We start from the raw sequence: 20,116 nt of genomic DNA on the forward strand, positions 1-20,116 counted from the left end.
TCTTGGCATGGTTGAGGAGTTGGCGCAGGCAGACGACGCGGTCGGCGCCTGCACCGACACCGCGGCCTGGCCTCTCTCCGACGATGAGCTGGTCGCGGCGCTCGACGCCGCGCACCGCCTGGAGCAACGCCTCGCCGCCGTCACGCTCGCCCTGGTGCGTGAGATCGACGGTCGAGGCACCGCCCGGGCGCAGGGCGCGTCCAGCACCGCGGTCTGGCTGCGTGAGCGACTGCGCCTCACCGTTCCCGCTGCCCGCCGGCTCGTCGACCTGGCCGCCGCACTGGACACCGGCAACCCCGGGATACGACAAGCGTTGGCCGATGGGCGCGTCACCCTCGACCAGGCCCGGGTCATCGCCGACACCGTCACCACCGTGCACACGTCGGCCGGCGCCCAGGTCGCCGACAAGGCCGTCGGTGTGCTCACCGACTGGGCCGGGCAGTTCGATCCCACCCTGCTGCGCAAGCTCGGCACCCGCATCCTCGACCACGTCGCCCCCGACATCGCCGACGCCGCCGCCCGTGCCGCGCTGGACGCCGAGGCCGCCCGGGCGACCCGCGACCGGCACCTCACCCTCTCCGAACAAACCGATGGTCGCCTACGGCTCAGCGGCACCCTCGACGCGGAAGCCGCCGCGCTGCTGCGCGCCGCCATCGACCCCCTCAGCGCACCCGCCGGCCCCGACGACAACCGCTGCGCCGGCCAGCGCCGCCACGACGCCCTCGCCGACGTGTGCCGACTCGCCCTGCGCACCGGTGAGCTGCCCGACAGCGGCGGCGACCCCGCCCAGATCGTCGTCACCACCAACTACGACGGCCTGACCCGGCAGCTGTCCACCGGCGTCCTCGACATCGGCCTGCACCTCACCCCCGACACGGTGCGCCGACTCGCCTGCGACGCCGCGATCCTGCCCGCCGTGCTCGGCGGCACCGGTCAGGTCCTCGACGTGGGCCGACAACGCCGCCTCATCACCGGCCCGCTGCGCCGAGCCCTCGTGCTACGGGACGGCGGCTGCGCCTTCCCCGGCTGCGACCGCCCACCCCGCTGGTGCGACGCCCACCACATCCACCACTGGGCCGACGGCGGCCCCACCAACCTCAACAACGCCGTCCTACTCTGCGGCCACCACCACCGCCACCTCCACCACAGCGACTGGACAGTGCGACTCAGCGACGACAGTCACCCCGAGTTCATACCGCCAGCCTGGCTCGACCCCCACCAACTCCCCCGCCGCAACCACTACCACCGACGGACATAGACACGACCAGCGGAGAGCAATCACTCCTGTCGTCGTGACGAGGCATGTTCTCGGGACGACTCCACGAGTAGTCGGTCGCGCTGATGCCGGACATCGGGCCCTTCTGCGCCGCCGTCGACGCGCATTGCCTGCTGCCCACGACCGCTGGCGCTAAGCGGCCTCCGCTGAGGCCGGACGCGTTCGCTCGCCCCACCGGACGACCGCCGGGGCGGCGAGCCCGACCGCGACGAAGATGCCGCCCATCAGCAGCCACCCGGGGGCGCCCCAGGCGATGCAGAGCAGGCCCAGTAAGGAAGGTGCGGCGACGTTGGCCAGGCCCGTGCCCAGCCCGGAGATTCCCGTGTACTGCCCCTGCGCGTGCGCAGGGGCGAGCCGGAACTGCAACTCGAGTGAGCCCGCCGCGTGCCAGAGCTCGCCGACGGTGTGCGCGGCGACCCCCAGCGTCATCACCGTCACGGCGAGCCATCCGGGCATCGCCGACGTGGCGGCGATCAGGGCCATCCCGATCAGGAACGCCAACCCGGAGCGGCGCATGGCCCGACCGGCCGCCGGACTGGTGTCGATCCCCCGGCTCGCTCTGACCTGGAGCGACGCCACGAGGGCGGTGTTGACCAGCACGGCCACCCCGACGAACCAGCGCGGCGCGTGGGTCTGCGAGACGATCCACACCGGCAGCGCGAAGACCAGTACCTGGCCCTGAATTCCCAGGATGGCGTCGAGCGCGGTGACTGCCAGATAGGGCTTGTCCTTCAGTGCGATCCAGCGCCTGGTCATCTGGGGCACTGGAATGGGCGGCAACGAGGGCAGCCGAGTGATGATGGCGGCGCATACCACGAAACTGATGGCGTTGCCGACGACCAGGGCCAGGTAGGCCGCGCGGGTGTCCAGTTGCACCGCGGCGCCGGCGGCGAGAGCGCCACAACATCCGGCGAGGTTGGCGACCGAACGCAGATAGGCCCGGTACTGGGCCAGGTGCGTGCCGCCGAAGCCACGCACCAGCGGACCGCGAGACGCCCCGCCGGCTGAGTGGGCGAGCTGGGTCAGGCAGACCAGGACGACGAACAGCCAGAACGTGTGCACGAAGGCCAGGGCGGCCATCGTGGCGGCTCGGATGATCAGAGTCAGCAGATAGATCTCGCGCGGCCCCCGCCGATCGGCGAGATGCCCCACCGGGATCCCGGCGAGCATCCCGACGAACGCCGCGATGCCCATGCCCAGAGCGACCTGCGCAAGGGGAAGCCCGACGGATCGGGTGAAGAAGAGCACGGCGCTGGCCATGAAGATGCCGCTTCCGAGCATGTTGACGAAGGTCGCGAAGGCCAGGACACGCCGAGGACCGTGATCGGGGATGAGTCCTCGGGCGACGAGCCATGAGCTGTCGGGCGGCGGGGTGGGAATGGGCGTTGTCGCTGCCTGCACAGGGACGGACCTTCCGTCGGAGGGTCGTGGGCTCGGGACGGGGCGCATCCTGCCGGGGGCCGCTACTCGAGGCTGGCCACATCGTCCGGCGCGCGGTCGCTCGCCGCGCTGCCGTTGCCCGTCGGGCGCATCGCGCCGAATCCGATCCGGTTGACGGTCAGGTCGCCGAGTGCCCAGGTGCCAGCGGAACTCGCACTGATTATGTTCGTGGGCATTGGGCGAACTTAGCCACCGCCGCTGACCTGCGCAGTCGGTCGTCTGCCCGATACCGATCGCGCAAAATCGTTGTTAGGTTATCTATCGTGGGAAGCGCTCCGCCGGCAGCGCCGTGACAGCCGGATTTCCTCTCGGTCCTGGTGCCCTACCGTCCACGTCTGACGGGATCCGCCTCCGACGGCACGGTCGCCGTTCCGTAATGCTGTCCCGATCAGCACGGTCGCGGCCTCGCCTTCTGCCCACTGTCGTTCAGCGCGCGGGCCGGGTCTTCTGACAGCGGGGCGTGCGATATCTTTCGCGCGAAACTCGAGACGGCGACGGGACTCATGACGCGCACGAGGCCGGTTGGCCCAACGATGGTCGGCGCGCTGACGTCGACGATCCTGTTGTTCGCGACCGGGTGTTCGGGGCAGTCCGCCACTCCCGCGCCGGCAGCGGCCACCCAGTTGTCGGCCCCCGCCGCGGCGACGCGCATCGACAAGCCAGCCAAGCTCCTGGGCACCTGGACCGAGTCCGTGGATCGGGTCATCCGCGGCCAAGCTGAGCAGAACATGGGCAACTTTAAGAAGCTGCTCGCCACTGGGCCCACCAGCGCGACGGGCACCGCCTACGTCCGGGCCGAAGAGGTGTACTCCCGAGAGCGCGGGCTGCACATTCCCAGCGATGACCAGCGGGTCATCCTGATCAGCGCGGTGTCCGGCACGATCACCGACCCGACCGCGACACTGGACAAGATCTTCGCCGGGCTGCCGAAGGTCACCGACGTGGGGTCGGTCGCGCCGGGCCCGCTGGGCGGGGTGGCCGGCTGCGGCACCGGTCAGGCCGGGACGGGCATCCCGGTCGACGTCTGCGCGTGGAGTGATCAGCACACCATCGGCATGGTGACTTTCATGAACTTCACGAAGACCGATGACTCGCGAGGTGTGTTCGGTCAGATCCGCGCCGAGCTGGAACGCCCCGCGCGGTGACTTGACCTCAAGCTCGGGTGAGGTCCTAACCTCCGGTATCGGAGGTAAGGCATGAGCATGGAATTTGCCGCGTGGACGTCTCTGCACCACGCGATGAACGCGCAGGAAGAACGACCACTGTCCCGTGTCACCCTGAAGCGCATCGTGGACTTCGCGCGGCCGCACCGGGCCCTGATCGTCAGGTTCCTGCTGCTGAGCGTGGTGACGGCGGTCCTCACGGTGGCGGCACCCGTCCTCGCCGGACGGGTGGTGGAGGCCATCGTCGACGGCGCCGATAGCGGCGTCGTGATCCGGTTGGCGGCGCTGATCGCCGTGATCGCCCTGGCCGAAGCCGGCCTGGGTCTGGTGACGCGGTTCCTGTCCGCCAGCATCGGTGAGGGGCTCATCGTCCAGCTGCGGACGGCCGTCTTCGACCACGTGCAGCGCATGCCGGTGGCGTTCTTCACCCGGACACGCACCGGTGCGCTGGTCAGCCGCCTGAACAACGACGTGATCGGCGCGCAGCGGGCCTTCAGCGACACCCTGTCCGGGGTCGTCGGCAATGCGGTCACCCTGGCACTGACGCTGGCGGTGATGCTCAGCTTCTCGTGGCAGATCACGGTGCTGGCGCTCGTGCTGCTGCCCATCTTCGTTCTCCCGGCGCGCCGGATGGGTTCGAAGCTCGCCCAGTTGCAGCGTGAGGCGGCCGAGCACAACGCGGCCATGAGCACGCGGATGACGGAACGCTTCTCCGCGCCCGGCGCAACCCTGGTCAAGCTGTACGGGCGGCCGGCCGAGGAGTCGGCCGAGTTCGCGGCGCGGGCCCGTCGGGTGCGGGACATCGGCATCCGCACCGCCATGCTCCAGTGGGTCTTCATCACCGCGCTCACCGTCGTCGGCTCGTTGGCGCTGGCCCTGGTCTACGGGCTGGGCGGTCTCTACGCCCTCCGGGGCAGCCTGGACGCCGGGACCGTGGTCGCCCTCGCGTTGCTGCTGTCGCGCCTCTACGCGCCGTTGACCTCGCTGGCCAGCGCCCGGGTGGAGGTGATGAGCGCGCTGGTGAGCTTCGAGAGGGTGTTCGAGATCCTCGACATCAAGCCGCTGATCCTCGACCGGCCCGACGCCCGCCCGCTTCCCGACGGGCCGGTCGCGGTGGAGTTCGACGACGTACGGTTCGGCTACCCGTCAGCGGACAAGGTGTCGCTCGCGTCTCTCGAAGATGTGGTGAAGCTCGATGCCCGCGGCGGCGAGGAAGTGCTGCACGGGGTGTCGTTCCGCGCCGAGGCCGGGCAGATGGTCGCCCTCGTCGGTTCCTCCGGGGCGGGCAAGTCGACGATCGCGCAGCTGGTCCCCCGCCTCTACGACGTCGAGGACGGCGCGGTGCGGCTCGCCGACGTCGACGTACGCGACCTGTCAGCCGAGTCGATCCGTACGGCGCTGGGCGTCGTCACCCAGGACGGGCATCTCTTCCACGAGAGCATCCGCGCCAACCTGGCGTTCGCTCAGCCGGACGCCACGGAGGACGAGATGTGGGAGGTCCTCCGGCGGGCCCGCCTCGACAACCTGATCCGCACACTTCCCGATGGGCTGGACACCGTCGTCGGTGAACGCGGGTACCGGTTGTCGGGCGGGGAACGCCAACGGCTCACCATCGCGCGGCTGCTGCTGGCCCGTCCGCGTGTGGTCATCCTCGACGAGGCCACCGCGCATCTCGACTCCACCTCCGAGGCCGCGGTTCAGGAGGCTCTCGCCGAAGCCCTGACCGGCCGCACGAGCGTCGTCATCGCGCACCGGCTCTCCACCATCCGGGCGGCCGACCAGATCCTCGTCGTCGAAGACGGACGCATCGTCGAGCGTGGGCGACACGGCGACCTGCTCGCCGCCGGCGGCCGGTATCAGGAGTTGTACCGCACCCAGTTCGACCAGGACCAGCCGACGGTGAAGGAGCAACGCGTCGCCATCTGAGGCCGCGTCACCGGGCGCGCCTGCTTCACGACCAGAGCCGCCGCCCGCCTCGGGGGATCCCCGGGACGGGCGGCGGCACCGGACGGTCAGTCGTCGTCGTCGTTGTCGTCGTCGTTGTCGTCCTTGTCATCGGCGTCATCGTCGTCGTCGACCGGTTCCTGCTCGGCCTTGACCACCGAGCCGTTGTCCCGGTCGACGTCCACCTCGTGCTCGATGTCGCCAGCGACGATCTCGACGCTCCACACCGGTCGACCGTTCTCCTGCTCGGACTCGACCTCGACGATCTGACCGCCACCGGACTTGGCGAGCGCGATCTCACCGGCACGCTTCTCGTCGACCGCGCTGCCCGCCGGCGAGGTGCCAGCCGACGGCGTGCCGCTGGACGGCGTACCCGATGGGGTCTCGGCCGACGGCGTGCCGCTGGCCGACGGCGAACCGCTGGCCCCGGGCGCGTCCGTGGCCGTCGGCGCGACGGTCGCCGCGGCGAGTGTCGTGCCGCCGGTCCGCGAGTCGTTCGCGGCGTTGACGCCCAGCGCGACCCCGGCCACCGCCAGCACCGCCGAACCGCCGACTGTCGCCAGAAGCAGATTGGTGCGCTTCATGGTGGTGTCCACCTTTCCTCGGTTGTCGACTCCGAGGATCGGTCAAATCGGGATAGCAGCGCGCTGTCGGGACGCTAAGGCCAGGTTAAGGCGGTCGAGGGGCAGGTCAGCCGCGCCGGTTGAGTTCCGCTTCGAGCCGCTGGACGAGCGTCTTGCGGTCCTTGCTGGCACGCTCGTTGCGCAGTGCGGTCTTGAGCTGTCGCGTGTCGAGGCCCCGGACCAGCTTTGCCGCCTCGGCGACCGACATCTCGGTCATCCGGCCGGCCGTGGTGGCGTCTCGACGCGCTCGCTTGGCCGGGCCGGTGTTCGCGACGTACTGCCTGCCGGTGCGGGAGGCTTCGCGCTTCTTGGTGTCGGTCGCGCGCTTCTGGCTCTCCGACATCTCGTCCCAGGCCTTCTTGGGCAGGTAACGACTCGTCGTGTCGCCCTTGCGCGCACGCGTGTCGCCCTCTTTCGTCTGCCACTTTTCGTTGCCCCAGCGCTGGAGCGACTTCTGCCGCTCGTCCTTTTCGCCGAGGAATCCCCCGCCGCGCTTCTTGTACTCCTGGGTGACCAGCTGCGACTTGCGCGCCGACCACTGTCCCGGCCGGCCGCCCTTGTCGGAGGACTTGATCTCTTCCTTGATCTGCTCTCTGAGCTCGGGTTTCGTGTACCGCGCCATGACTCGCAGCTACCCGGGACCGCAGCGGCTATGCCTGCCGTGGCGACGTGGGTGGTCCGAGCCGAAGCAGCACCTGTGCCCCGCCCAGCGGGCCGGTCCGCAACTCCAGGCGACCGCCGGCGGCCTGCGCGGCGCGGCGGGCGATGTCCAGGCCGAGGCCGGTCGAGCCGGCCGCGCTCGCGCCCCGGCGGACGGCGCCGGCCGGCATGCCCGGACCCTCGTCGGCGACGCTGAGGAACACCTCCCCCGCGTCCGGGGCGAGCCGGACGGCGAACGACGTTCCATCGGGGGTGTGTGCGAAGACGTTGCCGAGCAGAGCGTCGACGGCCGCCGCCAGGTTGTCCGCCGCCACACCAACCGGGAGAGGCCCCGGCGCCAGGTCGAGGGTGACGGCCCGGCCGGTGTCCTCGGCCAGCACCGACCAGAACGCGACCCGGTCGGCGACGATCGCCGCCGCGTCCGAGGCAGCCGGACCGGCCGCCGGTGAGTGCCGCCACCGGGCCTGCCGGATGAGCCCGGTGACCGCACGTTCGAGACCGTCGGCGGCGGCGGTGATCCGGGCCGCGTCCTCCGGGTCGCGCAGCGACTCCGCCTCCAGGCGCAACGCCGTCAGCGGGGTCCGCAGCTGGTGGGACAGGTCGGCGACCTGCTCGCGTTCCTGGACGAGGAGCACCTGGATCCGGGTGGCGAGGTGGTTGAGCGCACCAGCCACCTCGCGCAGCTCGGGCGGGCCGGCCGGGGTGACCCGGGCGTCCAGCTCGGCGTTGGCGAGCCGGTGCGAGACGGCGGAGAGGTCGCTGATCGGCCGGACCAGGGTGCGTGCCAGCCGGTCGGCGACCAGCAGCCCGATCAGCACGAGGATCACGCCGAGCAGCGCGAGCACCAGCCAGGCCCGGGTGACCCCGGCGGTCAGTTCGTGCTGCGGCACCACGATCCGGATCACGCCGGTGCCGTCCGCCCGGCCCTGCACGGCGATGACCACCTCCCGGCCGGCCGCCGACTCCCCGGTGAGGCTCTGCCCACGCGCGGCCAGGGCCACCGCCGGCGTACGGGGGGTCTGGGCGCCGAGCACCGTGCCGTCCGGCAGGAACACGCTCACCGGTCGTCCGGACTCCGCGGCGAGCTGCTCGACGGTGAGCCGGATGGTCGCCGCATCGGCGGTGCCGACCACCGGCACGAGACTCTGCGCGTCGGCGGTGGCCCGAACGGTCGCCCGGTCCTCGGCGACAGTGCGGACCAGCAGCGCCAGCGGCACCAGGAAGGCGATGAGGGTCAGCACACTGACCGCGGCGACCAGCAACGCGAGTCGTGCCCTCACGGCTGCTCCGCCGGCGCTTCGAGACGCACCCCGACACCGCGCACGGTGTGCAGGTAACGAGGCTGCTGGGCGTTCTCCCCCAACTTGCGACGCAACCAGGACAGGTGCACGTCGACGGTCTTGTCGGCACCCCCGTACGGGATCTGCCAGACCTCGGTGAGCAGTTCACGTTTCGTGACCACCTGGCCGGGCCGGCCGGCGAGGTGGTGCAGCAGGTCGAACTCGCGCGGCGTCAGCTCGACCACCACCCCGTCCAGGGTGACCTGCCGGGACCGGGGATCGACGCGCAACCCGCCGACGACGAGCGCAGGGTCCTGCGCGTCGGCACCGGAGGGCCCTCGCCGCAGCACCGCCCGGGCGCGGGCGTCGAGCTGCGCCGCCGTGAACGGCTTGACCACGTAGTCGTCGGCACCGGCGTCGAGCACCCGTACGATCTCGGCCTCGTCGTCGCGCGCGGTGGCCACGATGACCGGCACCGAGCTGACCGCGCGCAGCATCCGCAGCAACTCGCGTCCGTCCAGGTCGGGCAGGCCCAGGTCGAGCACGACGAGATCGGGACGGTCCTCCAGTGCGTCGCGGAGCCCGGCCATCGCGGTCGAGGCCGCGGCCACCGCATGGCCGCGTTCCCGCAGGGCACGGATCAGCGGGGTACGGATGGTCAGGTCGTCCTCGATGAGCAGCAGGCGGGCCACAGCTGGCAGGCTAACCGCTACCGCTGTCAGCGAGGCGCACGTTAACCATGCCTTAGCGTCCGGATGTGCCAACGACAAGGACGGATCGGGGATAGTCAGAGCATGGGCCGTCGTTCGCTTCTCGTCGCCGCCGGGTGGGTGGCCACCGTCGCCGTGGCGACCCTGATCGGGTTGGGCGCGATCCGGTTGGTGGGCGAGAGCCTCACCGGCACACCGGGTGGGGTGCGCAGCGAGGCCGAGATCGAACGGGCGCTCGCCTCGCCGGAGCCGGTGCCGACGGGCACGACGGGCAGCGCTTCGGCCGCGCCGGACCCGACAAGCACCGCCGCGCCGGGCACGACCAGCCCCAAGCCGAGCGCAAGCTCCGGGGTCCGCCGGGGGTTCGCCACCGACGGCGGCACGGCCGTGGCCGAGTGCGGTGCCGGTGGCGTACGCCTCGTCTCCTGGGCGCCCGCGCAGGGCTACCGGGTCAGGGACGTTGACCGGGGCCCGGACGACGACGTCGAGGTCACGTTCCAGGGGCCGACCCGTGAGTACGAGTTGAAGGTGCGCTGCATCGGCTCCGAGCCGGTGGCCGTCGCCGACGACTGACGACCAGCGAGCAATCAAGGTGAGGGGCACGGCGGGCTCACCGGCGTTGCAGGGCGTCCACCAACCTTCGGAGGGTCTCGCGCGCGTCCTCGAGATCGCTGAGGCTGAGGCCGGCACGGTCTACGGCCTCCCGGCGGTCAGCGTCCGAGCGTTCCAGTAGGCCGGTGAGCGTGTTCCGGCCCGCTTCCGTGAGTGCCACGAGCGGCGCGCGGCGGTGATCCGGGTTGTCGTGCAACTCCACCATTGCGGCACGGGCCAGGTCATCGACCACTCGCTGCACGCTCTGTCGAGCCAGGCCAAGCCTGCGCGCCGCGCTCGCAACGGTGCGGGAGCCGTCGGTGAGCACGCTCATCACGTGCCATCGCGCGGCGGTTTGCCCCTCTTCTCGGGCGAGTTCCTCGCTCGAGCGCCGAGACTCGCCCGCCAGTTCGTACACGTCCGCCATCAGCAGCCGGTACGCGTCGACCCGGTCCCGCTTCCGTTCCGTCATCGACAGCACGATACCAAACATTGACAGTCTACTACCTAAATGACAGCATGCTGTCATGATTCTTCGACTGTGGAGCGGATGGACCAAACCCGCTCACACCGACGCCTACGAGCGATTGCTGACGCAGGACATCGCGCCCTCTATCCTTGCCCGGGGCGTGGACGGGCTTCGTGAGCTGCGGGTTCTGCGCCGCTCCCCGCAGGAGTTGGACCCCACCGAGGGCAGCGAGTTCCTCACCGCCATGACATTTGCGGACTTCGCCGCGGTGTCGGCCTTCACCGGCGGCGATCCGGCAACGTCCGTCGTCCCGCCTGCCGCCCGTGATCTGCTCAGATGCTTCGATCGGCAGTCCCGGCACTATCTCAGTCGTGCGGTGTTCCGCGACGGTGACGGGAGAGCCACGGCCGGATGAGCAGTCCGCCGCATCACTGACCCAGAGGCTGCTCGCGATCGGCGTTCCGGCCGAGGGCGACCATCCGCAGGGTGTCCTCTCGACGTCGCACGAGCAGCGCCCCGGCCAGGAAGGTCACCGGTGCGACGAGCACCAGCATCGCCCACTGAGCCGGCACCAGGGGGACGGTGTGTCCCATGTGCATGGTCGAGGTGACCCAACCGGCCAGGGCGCTGTCGATCACCAGGGCGAGGGCTGCCACGGGCAGCAGCATGACGACGATCCGTCGGCGTACCTCCGGAGTGAGCGTGGCCACCGCGATCACCATGGCGAACGCGGCGGCCGCCAGGCCCGCGACGTAGAGCCAGAGGACCAGCTCACTGCTTGCCTCGATGCCGTAGAAGACCTGGTACGACACCCCACCGACGAAGGCGAACGCGGGGCTGGTGACCCGGTTCGTCACCAACAGCGCGACCATCGCGGCCGGCGCGAGCAGCAGGGCCAGCAGTCGGCGTACGCCCAGCAGCGCGATCGCCCGGCGGCGCGGCGCCGGCACGGTGAGCGCGGCGGCAGCCACCACGGCGAGGGCGAGCTGCGGCAACGTGTCCACCACGTACGTCGGGTTGTCACCGGCCTGCGGGGCGACGAGCACGCCCCAACCGAGCACGCCGGCCCAGGCCAGACCGGCGGCGACCCAACGCCACCCGACCAGCACCGCGGCGCAGACGCCCGCCCAGCCGGCGACGTGCAGCCAGTCGACCAGACCCGGGCTGCTCGCCCCGAACCCGGGCGGCAGGTTCGGCGCGAGGATGAGCTGGTCGAGCAGCGCTTTCCCGGCGAGGGCCAGCAGGACGACCCCGACCAGTAGGCCGGTCACCGTCGCCGCGTCCGCCCAGCTCGGCTCGGTGAACCCCCGTGCGCCCACTCGCAGCCGCGCCCGCAACCCGGCGCCGACCAGGTTCCGTACCTCGGCCCCGGCGGGTCGACGCTGGCCCGGCCGCGCACCGGCGAGGAGCACGGCCAGCATCTCGTCCTCGTACACCCGACGGTGTTGCCACGGATAGACGGCCAGCAGCCGCCGGTAGCGGCGCTCCAGGTCGTCGCTGCTCACGCCGCACCTCCGTCGGTCAGTAGGCCGCTGCGGCGCAGCCGCACCCGAGCGGCGTCCGCGTTGTGTCGCAGGCGGGACGCCTCTTCGGTGAGCCGCCGCGCGCCCAGGGCGGTGAGGCGGTAATAGCGGCGTAGTCGGGACTGCACCACCTCTTCGCGCTCGACCTCGATGAGACCGTCGGCGCGAAGCCGATCGAGGACGGCGTAGAGGGTGCCGGCGCGCAGGCGCACCCGGCCGTCGGAGATGCGCAGCACGTCCTCGATGACGGCGTACCCGTGCATGGGCGCCTCCGCCAGCGCGGTGAGCACCAGGAACGTTGGTTCCCGCAGTGGAGCTTCAGCCATGCCAGGGAGCATATACCGATAGCCGGTATATGCAAGGAAGGCGAGGGGTGGAGTGACGGACGTGGCCGGCACGGAGATCCGTGCCGGCCACGTCAGCGGTGGTGGTTCAGCTGGTGTACGCCTCCACCTCCCACAGCGAGTGGCCGTACCCGGTGCCCCGGGCGGTGCCGTTGATCCGCAGGTAGCGACCGTTGGCACCGAGCGCGGTGTGCTCGTCCACACCGCCGTCGGCGCCGGTCACCGTCTTCACTGTGGTCCAGGTGGTGCCGTCGTTCGAGGTCTGGATCTGGTACGCGCTGCTGTACGCCGCCTCCCAGCTCAGCTTGACCCGACCGATCGCGGTGGGGCTGCCGAGGTCGACGCGGATCCACTGTGGGTCGGAGAAGGTGCTCGACCAGCGGGTGGTGAGGCTGCCGTCCACCGCTTGGGCGCCGGACACGTCGGCCCCCTCGTTGCTGGAGGTCGACGTGGGTTTGTTGAGCAGCAGGTTGCCGCCGGTCGGGCTCCCGGTGCCGCCGTACACCTCGAACTCGAACAGTGAGTAACCCCAGGCGGTCCCCCGGGTGGTGCCCAGAAGCCGGACGTAGCGGCCGGAGCCGGTGAGCCCGGTCAGGTCGTCCACCCCGCCGTCGCCGCCGGTCACCGTACGGATCGTGGTGAAGGTGACCCCGTCCGGGGAGGTCTGGATCTGGTACCCACTGCCGTACGCCGCCTCCCAGGTCAGCTTGACCCGGTTGATGGCGTACGTGGCGCCGAGGTCCACGTCGATCCACTGCGGGTCGCTGAACGCGCTGCTCCACCGGGTGCCGGCCACGCCGTCGAACGCGTTGACCGCGCCGTACGCGCCTTCGAGACTGGAAGCGCGGGCGGGCTTGCCCTGTGCAAGATTCCCTGTGGGCGGGTCCGGGTCCGGGTCGGGGCCCGGGCCGCCGGGGCTGGTGGAGAGCGTGAACTCGTCGATGTCGAAGTACGGACCGGTGCCCTTGAAGACCAGGAACAGCGTCCGGGTGCCGGTCGGGGCGGTGACCCCGCCGGTGACCGTGGCGAAGTTGGCGTACCCGCCGGTGGGGACCACGGTGGCCGAACCGACCAGCGGCCCGGTCGGCGAGTCGACCCGCAGCTCCAGGGTGCCACCGCCACCGGCCGGGGCGCCGACCCGCGCGCTGAACGACTGGACGCCGGTCAGGTTGTAGGGACGGAACGAGATCCAGTCGTTGTTGTCGACGTAGCCGACGGCCGCGCCCCCGTGCCCGGCTGCCCCGGCGACGATCTGGATGCCGGACGAGTCACCGAAGTGCTCGGCCTGGCGTACCCGTGGTTGCAGGACGGCCTGGGTGTGCGTGGTCAGCGGCGGCTGGCCACCACCGCCCAGGTCGGTGTACTCGGCGTCGATGATGCCGAAGATGTTCGCCGCGGTGTCGTGCTCGCCGTCCGCCGAGGTCTGGATGACACCGGAGCAGCCCTGCACGCTGCCGAGCTGGTGGCCGTGCGAGTCGTGGCCGAGGACGTAGTTCACCTTCACCCGGGCGCAGTTGATCGCACCGTCCTGGGCGTCGGTGACGGTGACCGAGAACGGCACGGCGTCCCCGAAGGTGAAGGTCTGCCCGTTCAACGGGGTGTTCACGGTGACCACCGGGGCGCTGTTGCCGACCGTGACCACCACGCTCGCGGTGGCCGTCTTGCCGGTGGTGTCCCGGACCGTCAACGTCGGGCTGCGGGTCCCGTTGGTGGTGTACGTGAAGCTCGGGTTGGCCGCTGTCGAGTCGGTGGTGCCGTTGTTGTCGAAGTCCCAGGCGTAGGTGAACGGGTCGCCGTCCGGGTCGAGCGTGCCGGCCGAGGAGAAGGCCACGGTCAGCGGCGCGGTGCCGCTCGTCGGGGTGGCCGAGACCTTGGCGACGGGCGCTCGGCCCTCGCGGGCGTACTCGATGCGGTAGAGCGCCGAGTTGGCGTCGCCGTTGAACCAGCCGGTGCCGTAGTCGAGCACGTAGAGCGCGCCGTCCGGCCCGAACTCCATGTCCATGACCTGCGTGCCGGTCCACGGGAACGGGTTGATCTTCAGCGGTTGGCCGGACGCGTCGAGCTTGATGTTCTTGATCCAGCGGCGGCCGAACTCACCGGCGAAGTAGGTCCCGTCGTAGTACTCGGGGAACGCCACGGGCGAGGTGTTGTTCGGGTCGTACCGGTAGACCGGGCCGCCCATCGGCGACAGGCCACCGCCGGTGAACTCCGGCGGCGAGCCGGAGCCGCCATACGGCAGCCACGCCGGGACGGCCGGTGGCAGCTGGGTGATGCCGGTGTTGTTGGGCGAGTTGTTGACCGGCCCGCCGGCGCAGTTGAACTTCGGCCCGGACGGGCCGGACGGGAAGGTGTAGTCGTTGTAGGCGTCGTTGCGGGCGGTGCAGTACGGCCAGCCGTAGAAGCCGGGCCGGTCGATCCGGGCGAACTCCACGTTGCCCGCCGGCCCCCGGTTCGGGTCGGCAGTGCCCGCGTCCGGACCGTAGTCACCGAGGTAGACGACGCCGGTGGCCTTGTCCACGCTCATCCGGAACGGGTTGCGGAAGCCCATCGCGTAGACCTCCGGGCGGGTCCGCGCGGTGCCCGGGGCGAACATGTTGCCGGCCGGGATGGTGTAACCGCCGGCCGCGCTCGGCTTGATCCGGAGCACCTTGCCCCGCAGGTCGTTGCTGTTCGCGGAGGTGCGCTGCGCGTCGAACGCCGGGTTGCGCCCGGCCCGCTCGTCGATCGGGGTGAAGCCGGCAGAGTCGAACGGGTTGGTGTCGTCACCGGTGGACAGGTAGAGGTTGCCCGCCGCGTCGAAGTCCATGTCACCACCGACGTGGCAGCACATGCCCCGGCTGGTCGGCACGTTGAGGATCAGCGTCTCGCTGGCCAGGTTGATGGTGTTGTCCGCGTTGACGGTGAACCGGGCCAGCCGGTTGACGCCTTCCCAGACGGCGAACTCGGCCGGGGTGCCGGTGGCCGGGGCGCCGCCACCGGGGGTGCTCAGTGGCGGGGCGAAGTAGGCGTACACCCAGCGGTTGGCGGCGAAGTTCGGGTCGGCCTTGATGCCCTGCAGACCCTCCTCGTCTCCGGTGTAGACCGGCAGGGTGGCGGCGATCTTGGTGTTGCCGGCGGCGTCGGTATGCCGGATCACGCCGTTGCGGGAGGTGTGCAGCACGCCCCGGTCCGGCAGGACGGTCAGGCTCATCGGCTCACCGGTCTCGGCCGCGCCCTTGGCCAGCTCCACCTGCTGGAAGCTGCTGGTGACGGTGGGGCCGCAGTCGGCGTCGACCTCCCCGGCCGCGGTCCTGATGCCGCCGAGCAGGTGCTGACGGAAGCTCGCCTCGGTGTACGACACGTCGGTGTGCCCCAGGCCGGTGTACCAGGCCCGGCCGCCGGAGTAGTTCTGACACCAGGAGATCGGATGGTCGGCGCCCATGCTCCCGCCGGTGTAGGTGCTCTCGTCCAGCGTGGCCAGCACGTGCACGTTGCCCCGGGGGTTGGTGCGGTAGTTGTACAGCTCGTCGAACCGGTTCCACCGCTGCGGCAGCGTCGCGGTGGACGGGTGCACCTGGTCGGCGACCTTGACGGTGACGTTCTGCTCGGCGGGGTGCGAGGCGAAGTACGCCCCGACCAGCCCGCCGTACCAGGGCCAGTCGTACTCGGTGTCGGAGGCGGAGTGCACGCCGACATAGCCGCCGCCGCCGGTGATGTAGCGCTCGAACGCGGCCTGCTGGGCGGCGTTGAGCACGTCGCCGGTGGTGGACAGCCAGATCACCGCGGCGAACCGGTCGAGGTTGGCGTCGGTGAACTGGGCGGCGTCCTCGGTCGCCTCGACGGTGAAGCCGTTGGCGGCGCCGAGTTGCTGGATGGCGGTGATGCCCGGGGTGATGGATCCGTGCCGGAATCCGGCGGTCTTGCTGAAGACCAGCACGGTGAAGGGCGCGGCGCTGGCCGTGGGTGGCGCGGCGACCACGCCGCCGGCCACGAGGATCGTGCTCAGCGCGAGGCCGAGCCACGATCTCAGGGATCTGCGCACGGTGGGGTCCTTTCGCGGTGCGAGGGACGGCGTGCGCCGATCACGCCTGGCGGTGGTGGGACGAGATATGTGAATGCATCGTTGCGTCCGGATCACGGGCGCGTCAAGCACTCTCCCACCATCCGTGAGAGCGTTATCTCCGCAGGTCAGGGACGACCGTCGAGAGCTAGATCGAATAACGGTTTTCCGGCTGCGATCCGTGGGCGGAAGGCCCCGAGCGCATCACAGCCATTAGGTAAGCCTGGCCTTTGCAAAATATCCCCAAAAGAGACGGCTGATGGGGATTTGTCCCGTCGGAGCCGGGTACTGGGGTTGCCCGGCACCACCGACGGAAGCGAGATCGCTGATGACTGACATGCTGGAGATGCCGCGGGTACACGAGTGCACCGTCACCGACTGCGGCTACAACCACGATGGCTGCCACGCGTTCGCCATCACCATCGGGCAGCAGAACGCCAACTGCGCCACGTTCATCGACACCTCGGCCAAGGGCGGGCTGGACCGGGTCATCGCCCAGGTCGGAGCCTGCAAGCGCAGCGACTGCCAACACAACGCCGAGTTGGAGTGCCACGCACCGTCCATCCGGGTTGGCCCGGGGCAGGACATCGCCGACTGCCAGACGTACCAGCCGCGCTGAGCGAGCCTTCGGGGGCGGCCGTGACGGCCGTCCCCGGTCGCATCTGAGATCAGCGACCGCCCGCCACCAGCTCGGCGATCATTCCCTCGCAACTGCGGGCGACGACCTGCGCTGCGCGCCGCTGCGCCAGCGGCAGCAGTGGGTCCTCGGCCCGGTCCCGCCACCGCCACTGCGCGTCGGCGGCGACCTCCCAGAGCCGCTGTGTGGTCGCCTCGTGCTCCACACCGAGCCGGGCGGCGAGGCCCACCCCGTTGCCCCCGATCAGTCGCTGCGCCTCGTCGGCCAGCTCCACGTCGAACCCGAGCCGGGTGTTGCGCAGCGCCACCAGCAGGCGCAGCTCCCGGAACTCGTGCGCACCGGCGAGGATCTGCTCGACCGCGCCGACCAGCTCGTCGGAACCCCGGGTGGGCTCGGCCCGCAGCAGCGTCTCCACCGCAGCCAGCGCGGACCGGGCCTTGAGCGTGTCGCGGCGATCGATGAAACAGCGGGTCACCGACTCCCGCAGCTCGGTGAGGCCACTGCGCCGGATGAGCTCGGCGGAGAGCTTCACCCGACTGTCGAAGCCACTGCGGACCAGGGTGGCCGCCAGCCGGACACCGAAGATCCCGAACCGGTCCAGCAGCGCGCCGCGGACCTCGGTCTCCAGCCGTACCGGCAGCTCGCCACGGAGGAAGCGCTCCGCGGAGATCAGGTGGGCGTCCAACTCCGCCCGGGGCACCGAGGCCAGCGTCGCGAGCGCCGCGAAGTCCGATTCGCCGAGCATCCGGCCTGCCAGGCCGAGCATCCCGCTGCACGCCACCACGTTCACGCTGACCGCGCTCACCCGCGGATCGCGGTAGTGCCGCCGAGCGAGCTGACGCGCGCTGAGCAGACCGTCGATCCGGCCTCCCCCGGTCTCGTCCGCCCGGGACAGCACCATGATCACGTTGATCGGGGCGGCCTGCCCGACGGCGCCGTCCCGGCCCGCCTCCAGCATCCGCAGATCACTGTCGCGCCCGTCACGGGTCAGGTACAACACCGCGTCCGAGTCCCGCAGCACCCGCTCCACCAACGGCATCCGGCCCTGCTCCACATCGCCCGGGAGCGCCGGGGTGTCGATCAGCGTGACCTGCCGAAGCGCGCGCGTCGGCCACTGCACCACGATGTCGCGTACGTCCCCGGTGTCCCAGCCGAGATCCACCCGCAACCCGGTCGCCGACTTGACCACCGTCAGCTCCTGCGGGGGCTGACCGGCCGGGTAGGCGGTGGCACGCGGGGCAGGGCCGTCCTCGTACCAGGTGAACACACCGTCGGCCCGCTCGACCGGCGCGACCTCCTCGCCCATCAGCGCGTTGAGCACCGTCGACTTGCCCGACCGCCACGGCCCGGCGACCGCGATGCGCAGCGGTTGCTCCAACCGGGCCACCTGATTGCGCAACTGCCCCACGGCCCGTGGGTTGCCCTGATAGAGGTCGATGGCCTGGTGCAGCAACCCCCAGGCCGCCTCGTCCAGGCGCAGGCCCACGGTCATGTCTGCGGCTCCAACAGCAGCGGGGCGGAACGCGTGGCGGTCAACTGCTGGGCCTGCTCGTAGAGCGCTGCCAACCGGGTCATCTTCAGCCGGATCTCGCGCTGCCGCTGCTCGCGCAGGGAGGCGTCGGTGTCGGCCTCCTGCTTCGCGCTGCGGAACGACTGCACGATGGCCTCCTGAAGCTCCTCGGTCAGCCCCGTGAAGTGGTCGCGCAGCATCCGCTGCACCTGCCGGACGGCGTCCCGGCAGTCCCGGGTGATCCGGACGAAGAAGTCGTCGACGTGGCGCTGGATGGCGGTCTTGACGGTCGCCTGGCGGCGTCGGAGCAACTGCTTGCTCTCGTCGCGGATGCTCTTGCCGCCGAAGAGCGCTCCGATGCCGACCGAAACCGGGTTGATCATCGGCATTCCGGCCAGGGTGGTCGCCAGGCCGAACATCAACATGCCGCCGTACGAGCCCTTCATGCCGGTGAACAGCTTCTGGCCGGTGGTGAACCTGTCGATCGTCGGCCGTTGCAACTCCGGCAGTCGCCCGGCGATGTCGTCCGGCATGGACATGGACCATGGTGGCAGGACGTCGTAGCCGTACCGGTTGAAGTTGGCGGCCACCCGACGGGCGATCCAGTCGCAGCGCTGGATCAGCCACTCGTGGTTGGCCTCCGCCGCCTCGACCAGGCTCCGCTCCAACCAGTCCTGAAAGGTGTCCCACGCGTCCAGCGGATCGGCGGTGTCGAACGCCTCGTCCACCGTGCGCAGGATCTGCCGGGTCCGGTCCCGAAGGTCGTACTCGATGTCGGAGAGCAGGTCGGCGATCTCGTCGTTGAGCGTGTTCTGCCAGCGGGTGGAGCAGCGGCGCAGCTCGTCGACCTCGCGCTGCGCCGCGTGCAGGCGGGAGATCGGCCCGGACTGCTCCTCGGCCTCCTGGGTCGCCAGCTCGGCGCGCAGCGGTGCGGCCAGCTGCTCCACCACCGTCCGGGCCACCGCCTGCACCGACGCCCGGGCCAGATGGTCGGACTTACCGGCCAGGTCCCGCTGTAGTCGGGCGATCAGCGCGGGAAAACCGGACTCGGCGTTGAGGTCACGGTCGCCGGACGCGGCAGCGCGCAGCCGCAGCGTCGCCGAGACCGGGATCAACGCCACCGGGACGCCGGCCTCGACGAGATGCTGCCGGTTGCGCTCGGCGACCGCACGCCAGTCCGCCACCAGATCGGTCTTGCTCTGCACCACGACCACGTTCGGGTGTGCACGCATCACGTGCAGCAACATGTTCAGCTCGGCGACCGACAACTCCCGAGTGGAGTCGGAGACCAGCAGCACGGTGTCCGCGCGGGCGGGAGCCGCGACCGGGGCGGCACCGCCGACACCGGCGACCTCGTCGGTGCCCGGAGTGTCCACCAGCACCAGCCCGGCACCGAGCAGGGCGCGCGGCACCCCGATCTCGACGTACGCCGGACCGCCGCCCGCCCGACGCCCGATCACGCCGGCCACGCCCGCGGCGACCTGGTCGAGCGCCACCGGGGTCCGCTCCACGGTCACCGTGGCGGCGCCGCCGGCGGGACGACCCGTGGCTGGTGGCGGCGCCTGAGCCACCGCGGCGGACGGGGCTTCGGCGTGCTGCACCACGGTCGGCAGGACGGTCGTGCGGCCGTCGCCCACCGGGCAGGCGGGGGCGTTGATGATCGCGTTGATCAGTTGACTCTTGCCCTGGTTCGGCTCACCGATGACCAGGACGCGAAGCGTCGGGTCCAGCAGTTGGGCACGTTTCTGCCGCACCGTCTGGAGCAGGTCACCACGACCATGAGCACTGCACGTACGGGCGATCTCGTCCAGCACGTCCAACCAGATCCCGGCCATCACCGCACCAAGTGTGCGGATTTCGGCTCAATTATCAAGAGGAACCGGATGGGGAACCGGAGAGGGCCGGAT

18 protein-coding genes are annotated in these 20,116 nt (G+C 70.8%); 6 read left to right on the plus strand and 12 right to left on the minus strand.

What is annotated here, in order from left to right; genetic code table 11:
• The first annotated feature begins 7 nt into the window (after positions 1–7).
• Positions 8–1,258, plus strand: a complete 1,251-nt coding sequence (locus tag HNR22_RS07050) for an HNH endonuclease signature motif containing protein (protein ID WP_179779645.1) — start codon at positions 8–10, stop codon at positions 1,256–1,258.
• A gap of 150 nt (positions 1,259–1,408) precedes the next feature.
• On the opposite strand, the gene HNR22_RS07055 is transcribed toward HNR22_RS07050, so the two are convergent.
• Both HNR22_RS07055 and HNR22_RS07060 read right to left on the minus strand, forming a co-directional pair.
• Positions 1,409–2,677, minus strand: a complete 1,269-nt coding sequence (locus HNR22_RS07055; protein WP_343059712.1) for an MFS transporter — start codon at positions 2,675–2,677, stop codon at positions 1,409–1,411.
• A 62-nt stretch (positions 2,678–2,739) separates the two neighbouring features.
• On the minus strand, positions 2,740–2,892 hold the full coding sequence (locus HNR22_RS07060; protein ID WP_246380715.1) for a hypothetical protein: 153 nt from the start codon (positions 2,890–2,892) through the stop codon (positions 2,740–2,742).
• Positions 2,893–3,249: 357 nt separating this feature from the next.
• Between HNR22_RS07060 and HNR22_RS07065 the strand changes: the two genes are divergently transcribed.
• Together HNR22_RS07065 and HNR22_RS07070 are read left to right on the plus strand one after the other, a co-directional pair.
• On the plus strand, positions 3,250–3,861 hold the full coding sequence (locus tag HNR22_RS07065; RefSeq protein WP_179779646.1) for a hypothetical protein: 612 nt from the start codon (positions 3,250–3,252) through the stop codon (positions 3,859–3,861).
• A 51-nt stretch (positions 3,862–3,912) separates the two neighbouring features.
• Complete coding sequence (locus tag HNR22_RS07070; protein ID WP_179779647.1) at positions 3,913–5,805, plus strand: ABC transporter ATP-binding protein; 1,893 nt, start codon at positions 3,913–3,915, stop codon at positions 5,803–5,805.
• 86 nt (positions 5,806–5,891) lie between these two features.
• Here HNR22_RS07070 and HNR22_RS07075 read toward each other — a convergent pair whose 3' ends face one another.
• From HNR22_RS07075 to HNR22_RS07090, 4 genes are all read right to left on the minus strand, one after another.
• Complete coding sequence (locus tag HNR22_RS07075; RefSeq protein ID WP_179779648.1) at positions 5,892–6,407, minus strand: PepSY domain-containing protein; 516 nt, start codon at positions 6,405–6,407, stop codon at positions 5,892–5,894.
• A gap of 106 nt (positions 6,408–6,513) precedes the next feature.
• A complete protein-coding gene (locus HNR22_RS07080) occupies positions 6,514–7,068 on the minus strand; it encodes a DUF5872 domain-containing protein (RefSeq protein WP_088948790.1) in 555 nt (184 codons plus the stop codon).
• A gap of 28 nt (positions 7,069–7,096) precedes the next feature.
• Positions 7,097–8,386 (minus strand): ATP-binding protein, encoded by a 1,290-nt coding sequence (locus tag HNR22_RS07085; RefSeq protein WP_179779649.1) that lies wholly within the window; start codon positions 8,384–8,386, stop codon positions 7,097–7,099.
• Positions 8,383–9,078, minus strand: coding sequence for a winged helix-turn-helix domain-containing protein (locus HNR22_RS07090; RefSeq protein ID WP_179779650.1), 696 nt, complete (start codon positions 9,076–9,078; stop codon positions 8,383–8,385). Before HNR22_RS07090 ends, HNR22_RS07085 begins: the two co-directional genes overlap by 4 nt.
• 102 nt (positions 9,079–9,180) lie before the next feature.
• On the opposite strand from HNR22_RS07090, the gene HNR22_RS07095 reads away from it, so the two are divergent.
• Entirely contained in the window at positions 9,181–9,669 is a 489-nt protein-coding gene (locus HNR22_RS07095; RefSeq protein ID WP_179779651.1) for a septum formation initiator, read from the plus strand.
• Between the two features lie 37 nt (positions 9,670–9,706).
• Here the strand turns inward: HNR22_RS07095 and HNR22_RS07100 are convergent, their stop codons facing one another.
• Positions 9,707–10,159: a MarR family winged helix-turn-helix transcriptional regulator gene (locus HNR22_RS07100; protein WP_179779652.1), complete on the minus strand. Its 453-nt coding sequence runs from the start codon at positions 10,157–10,159 to the stop codon at positions 9,707–9,709.
• A gap of 55 nt (positions 10,160–10,214) precedes the next feature.
• Here HNR22_RS07100 and HNR22_RS07105 point away from each other — a divergent pair, with 55 nt between their 5' ends.
• A complete protein-coding gene (locus HNR22_RS07105; protein ID WP_179779653.1) occupies positions 10,215–10,571 on the plus strand; it encodes an antibiotic biosynthesis monooxygenase in 357 nt (118 codons plus the stop codon).
• Between the two features lie 13 nt (positions 10,572–10,584).
• On the opposite strand, the gene HNR22_RS07110 is transcribed toward HNR22_RS07105, so the two are convergent.
• From HNR22_RS07110 to HNR22_RS07120, 3 genes are all read right to left on the minus strand, one after another.
• A complete protein-coding gene (locus tag HNR22_RS07110; RefSeq protein WP_179779654.1) occupies positions 10,585–11,661 on the minus strand; it encodes a hypothetical protein in 1,077 nt (358 codons plus the stop codon).
• Complete coding sequence (locus HNR22_RS07115) at positions 11,658–12,005, minus strand: PadR family transcriptional regulator (protein ID WP_091399577.1); 348 nt, start codon at positions 12,003–12,005, stop codon at positions 11,658–11,660. Before HNR22_RS07115 ends, HNR22_RS07110 begins: the two co-directional genes overlap by 4 nt.
• 106 nt (positions 12,006–12,111) lie before the next feature.
• Positions 12,112–16,044, minus strand: coding sequence for a ThuA domain-containing protein (locus HNR22_RS07120; RefSeq protein WP_179779655.1), 3,933 nt, complete (start codon positions 16,042–16,044; stop codon positions 12,112–12,114).
• Between the two features lie 346 nt (positions 16,045–16,390).
• Between HNR22_RS07120 and HNR22_RS07125 the strand changes: the two genes are divergently transcribed.
• Positions 16,391–16,681, plus strand: coding sequence for a DUF1540 domain-containing protein (locus HNR22_RS07125; RefSeq protein WP_088991595.1), 291 nt, complete (start codon positions 16,391–16,393; stop codon positions 16,679–16,681).
• Between the two features lie 49 nt (positions 16,682–16,730).
• Here HNR22_RS07125 and HNR22_RS07130 read toward each other — a convergent pair whose 3' ends face one another.
• Positions 16,731–18,191 carry a P-loop NTPase family protein gene (locus tag HNR22_RS07130; RefSeq protein WP_179779656.1) on the minus strand — a complete coding sequence of 487 codons (1,461 nt, stop codon included), beginning with the start codon at positions 18,189–18,191 and terminating at the stop codon, positions 16,731–16,733.
• Complete coding sequence (locus tag HNR22_RS07135; RefSeq protein ID WP_179783444.1) at positions 18,188–20,044, minus strand: dynamin family protein; 1,857 nt, start codon at positions 20,042–20,044, stop codon at positions 18,188–18,190. Before HNR22_RS07135 ends, HNR22_RS07130 begins: the two co-directional genes overlap by 4 nt.
• Between the last annotated feature and the right edge of the window lie 72 nt (positions 20,045–20,116).

The organism is Micromonospora jinlongensis, from assembly GCF_013410645.1.
Lineage (GTDB): Bacteria > Actinomycetota > Actinomycetes > Mycobacteriales > Micromonosporaceae > Micromonospora > Micromonospora zamorensis.

What these genes read in the sequence shown, in the direction of transcription:
- HNR22_RS07065 (WP_179779646.1), top strand. Translation starts at nt 3,250, where the DNA reads ATGGTCGGCGCGCTGACGTCGACGATCCTGTTGTTCGCGACCGGGTGT.
- HNR22_RS07100 (WP_179779652.1), bottom strand. Translation starts at nt 10,159, where the DNA reads ATGACGGAACGGAAGCGGGACCGGGTCGACGCGTACCGGCTGCTGATG.
- HNR22_RS07135 (WP_179783444.1), bottom strand. Translation starts at nt 20,044, where the DNA reads ATGGCCGGGATCTGGTTGGACGTGCTGGACGAGATCGCCCGTACGTGC.
- HNR22_RS07060 (WP_246380715.1), bottom strand. Translation starts at nt 2,892, where the DNA reads ATGCCCACGAACATAATCAGTGCGAGTTCCGCTGGCACCTGGGCACTC.
- HNR22_RS07095 (WP_179779651.1), top strand. Translation starts at nt 9,181, where the DNA reads ATGGGCCGTCGTTCGCTTCTCGTCGCCGCCGGGTGGGTGGCCACCGTC.
- HNR22_RS07105 (WP_179779653.1), top strand. Translation starts at nt 10,215, where the DNA reads ATGATTCTTCGACTGTGGAGCGGATGGACCAAACCCGCTCACACCGAC.
- HNR22_RS07125 (WP_088991595.1), top strand. Translation starts at nt 16,391, where the DNA reads ATGACTGACATGCTGGAGATGCCGCGGGTACACGAGTGCACCGTCACC.
- HNR22_RS07115 (WP_091399577.1), bottom strand. Translation starts at nt 12,005, where the DNA reads ATGGCTGAAGCTCCACTGCGGGAACCAACGTTCCTGGTGCTCACCGCG.
- HNR22_RS07075 (WP_179779648.1), bottom strand. Translation starts at nt 6,407, where the DNA reads ATGAAGCGCACCAATCTGCTTCTGGCGACAGTCGGCGGTTCGGCGGTG.
- HNR22_RS07070 (WP_179779647.1), top strand. Translation starts at nt 3,913, where the DNA reads ATGAGCATGGAATTTGCCGCGTGGACGTCTCTGCACCACGCGATGAAC.
- HNR22_RS07080 (WP_088948790.1), bottom strand. Translation starts at nt 7,068, where the DNA reads ATGGCGCGGTACACGAAACCCGAGCTCAGAGAGCAGATCAAGGAAGAG.
- HNR22_RS07050 (WP_179779645.1), top strand. Translation starts at nt 8, where the DNA reads ATGGTTGAGGAGTTGGCGCAGGCAGACGACGCGGTCGGCGCCTGCACC.
- HNR22_RS07130 (WP_179779656.1), bottom strand. Translation starts at nt 18,191, where the DNA reads ATGACCGTGGGCCTGCGCCTGGACGAGGCGGCCTGGGGGTTGCTGCAC.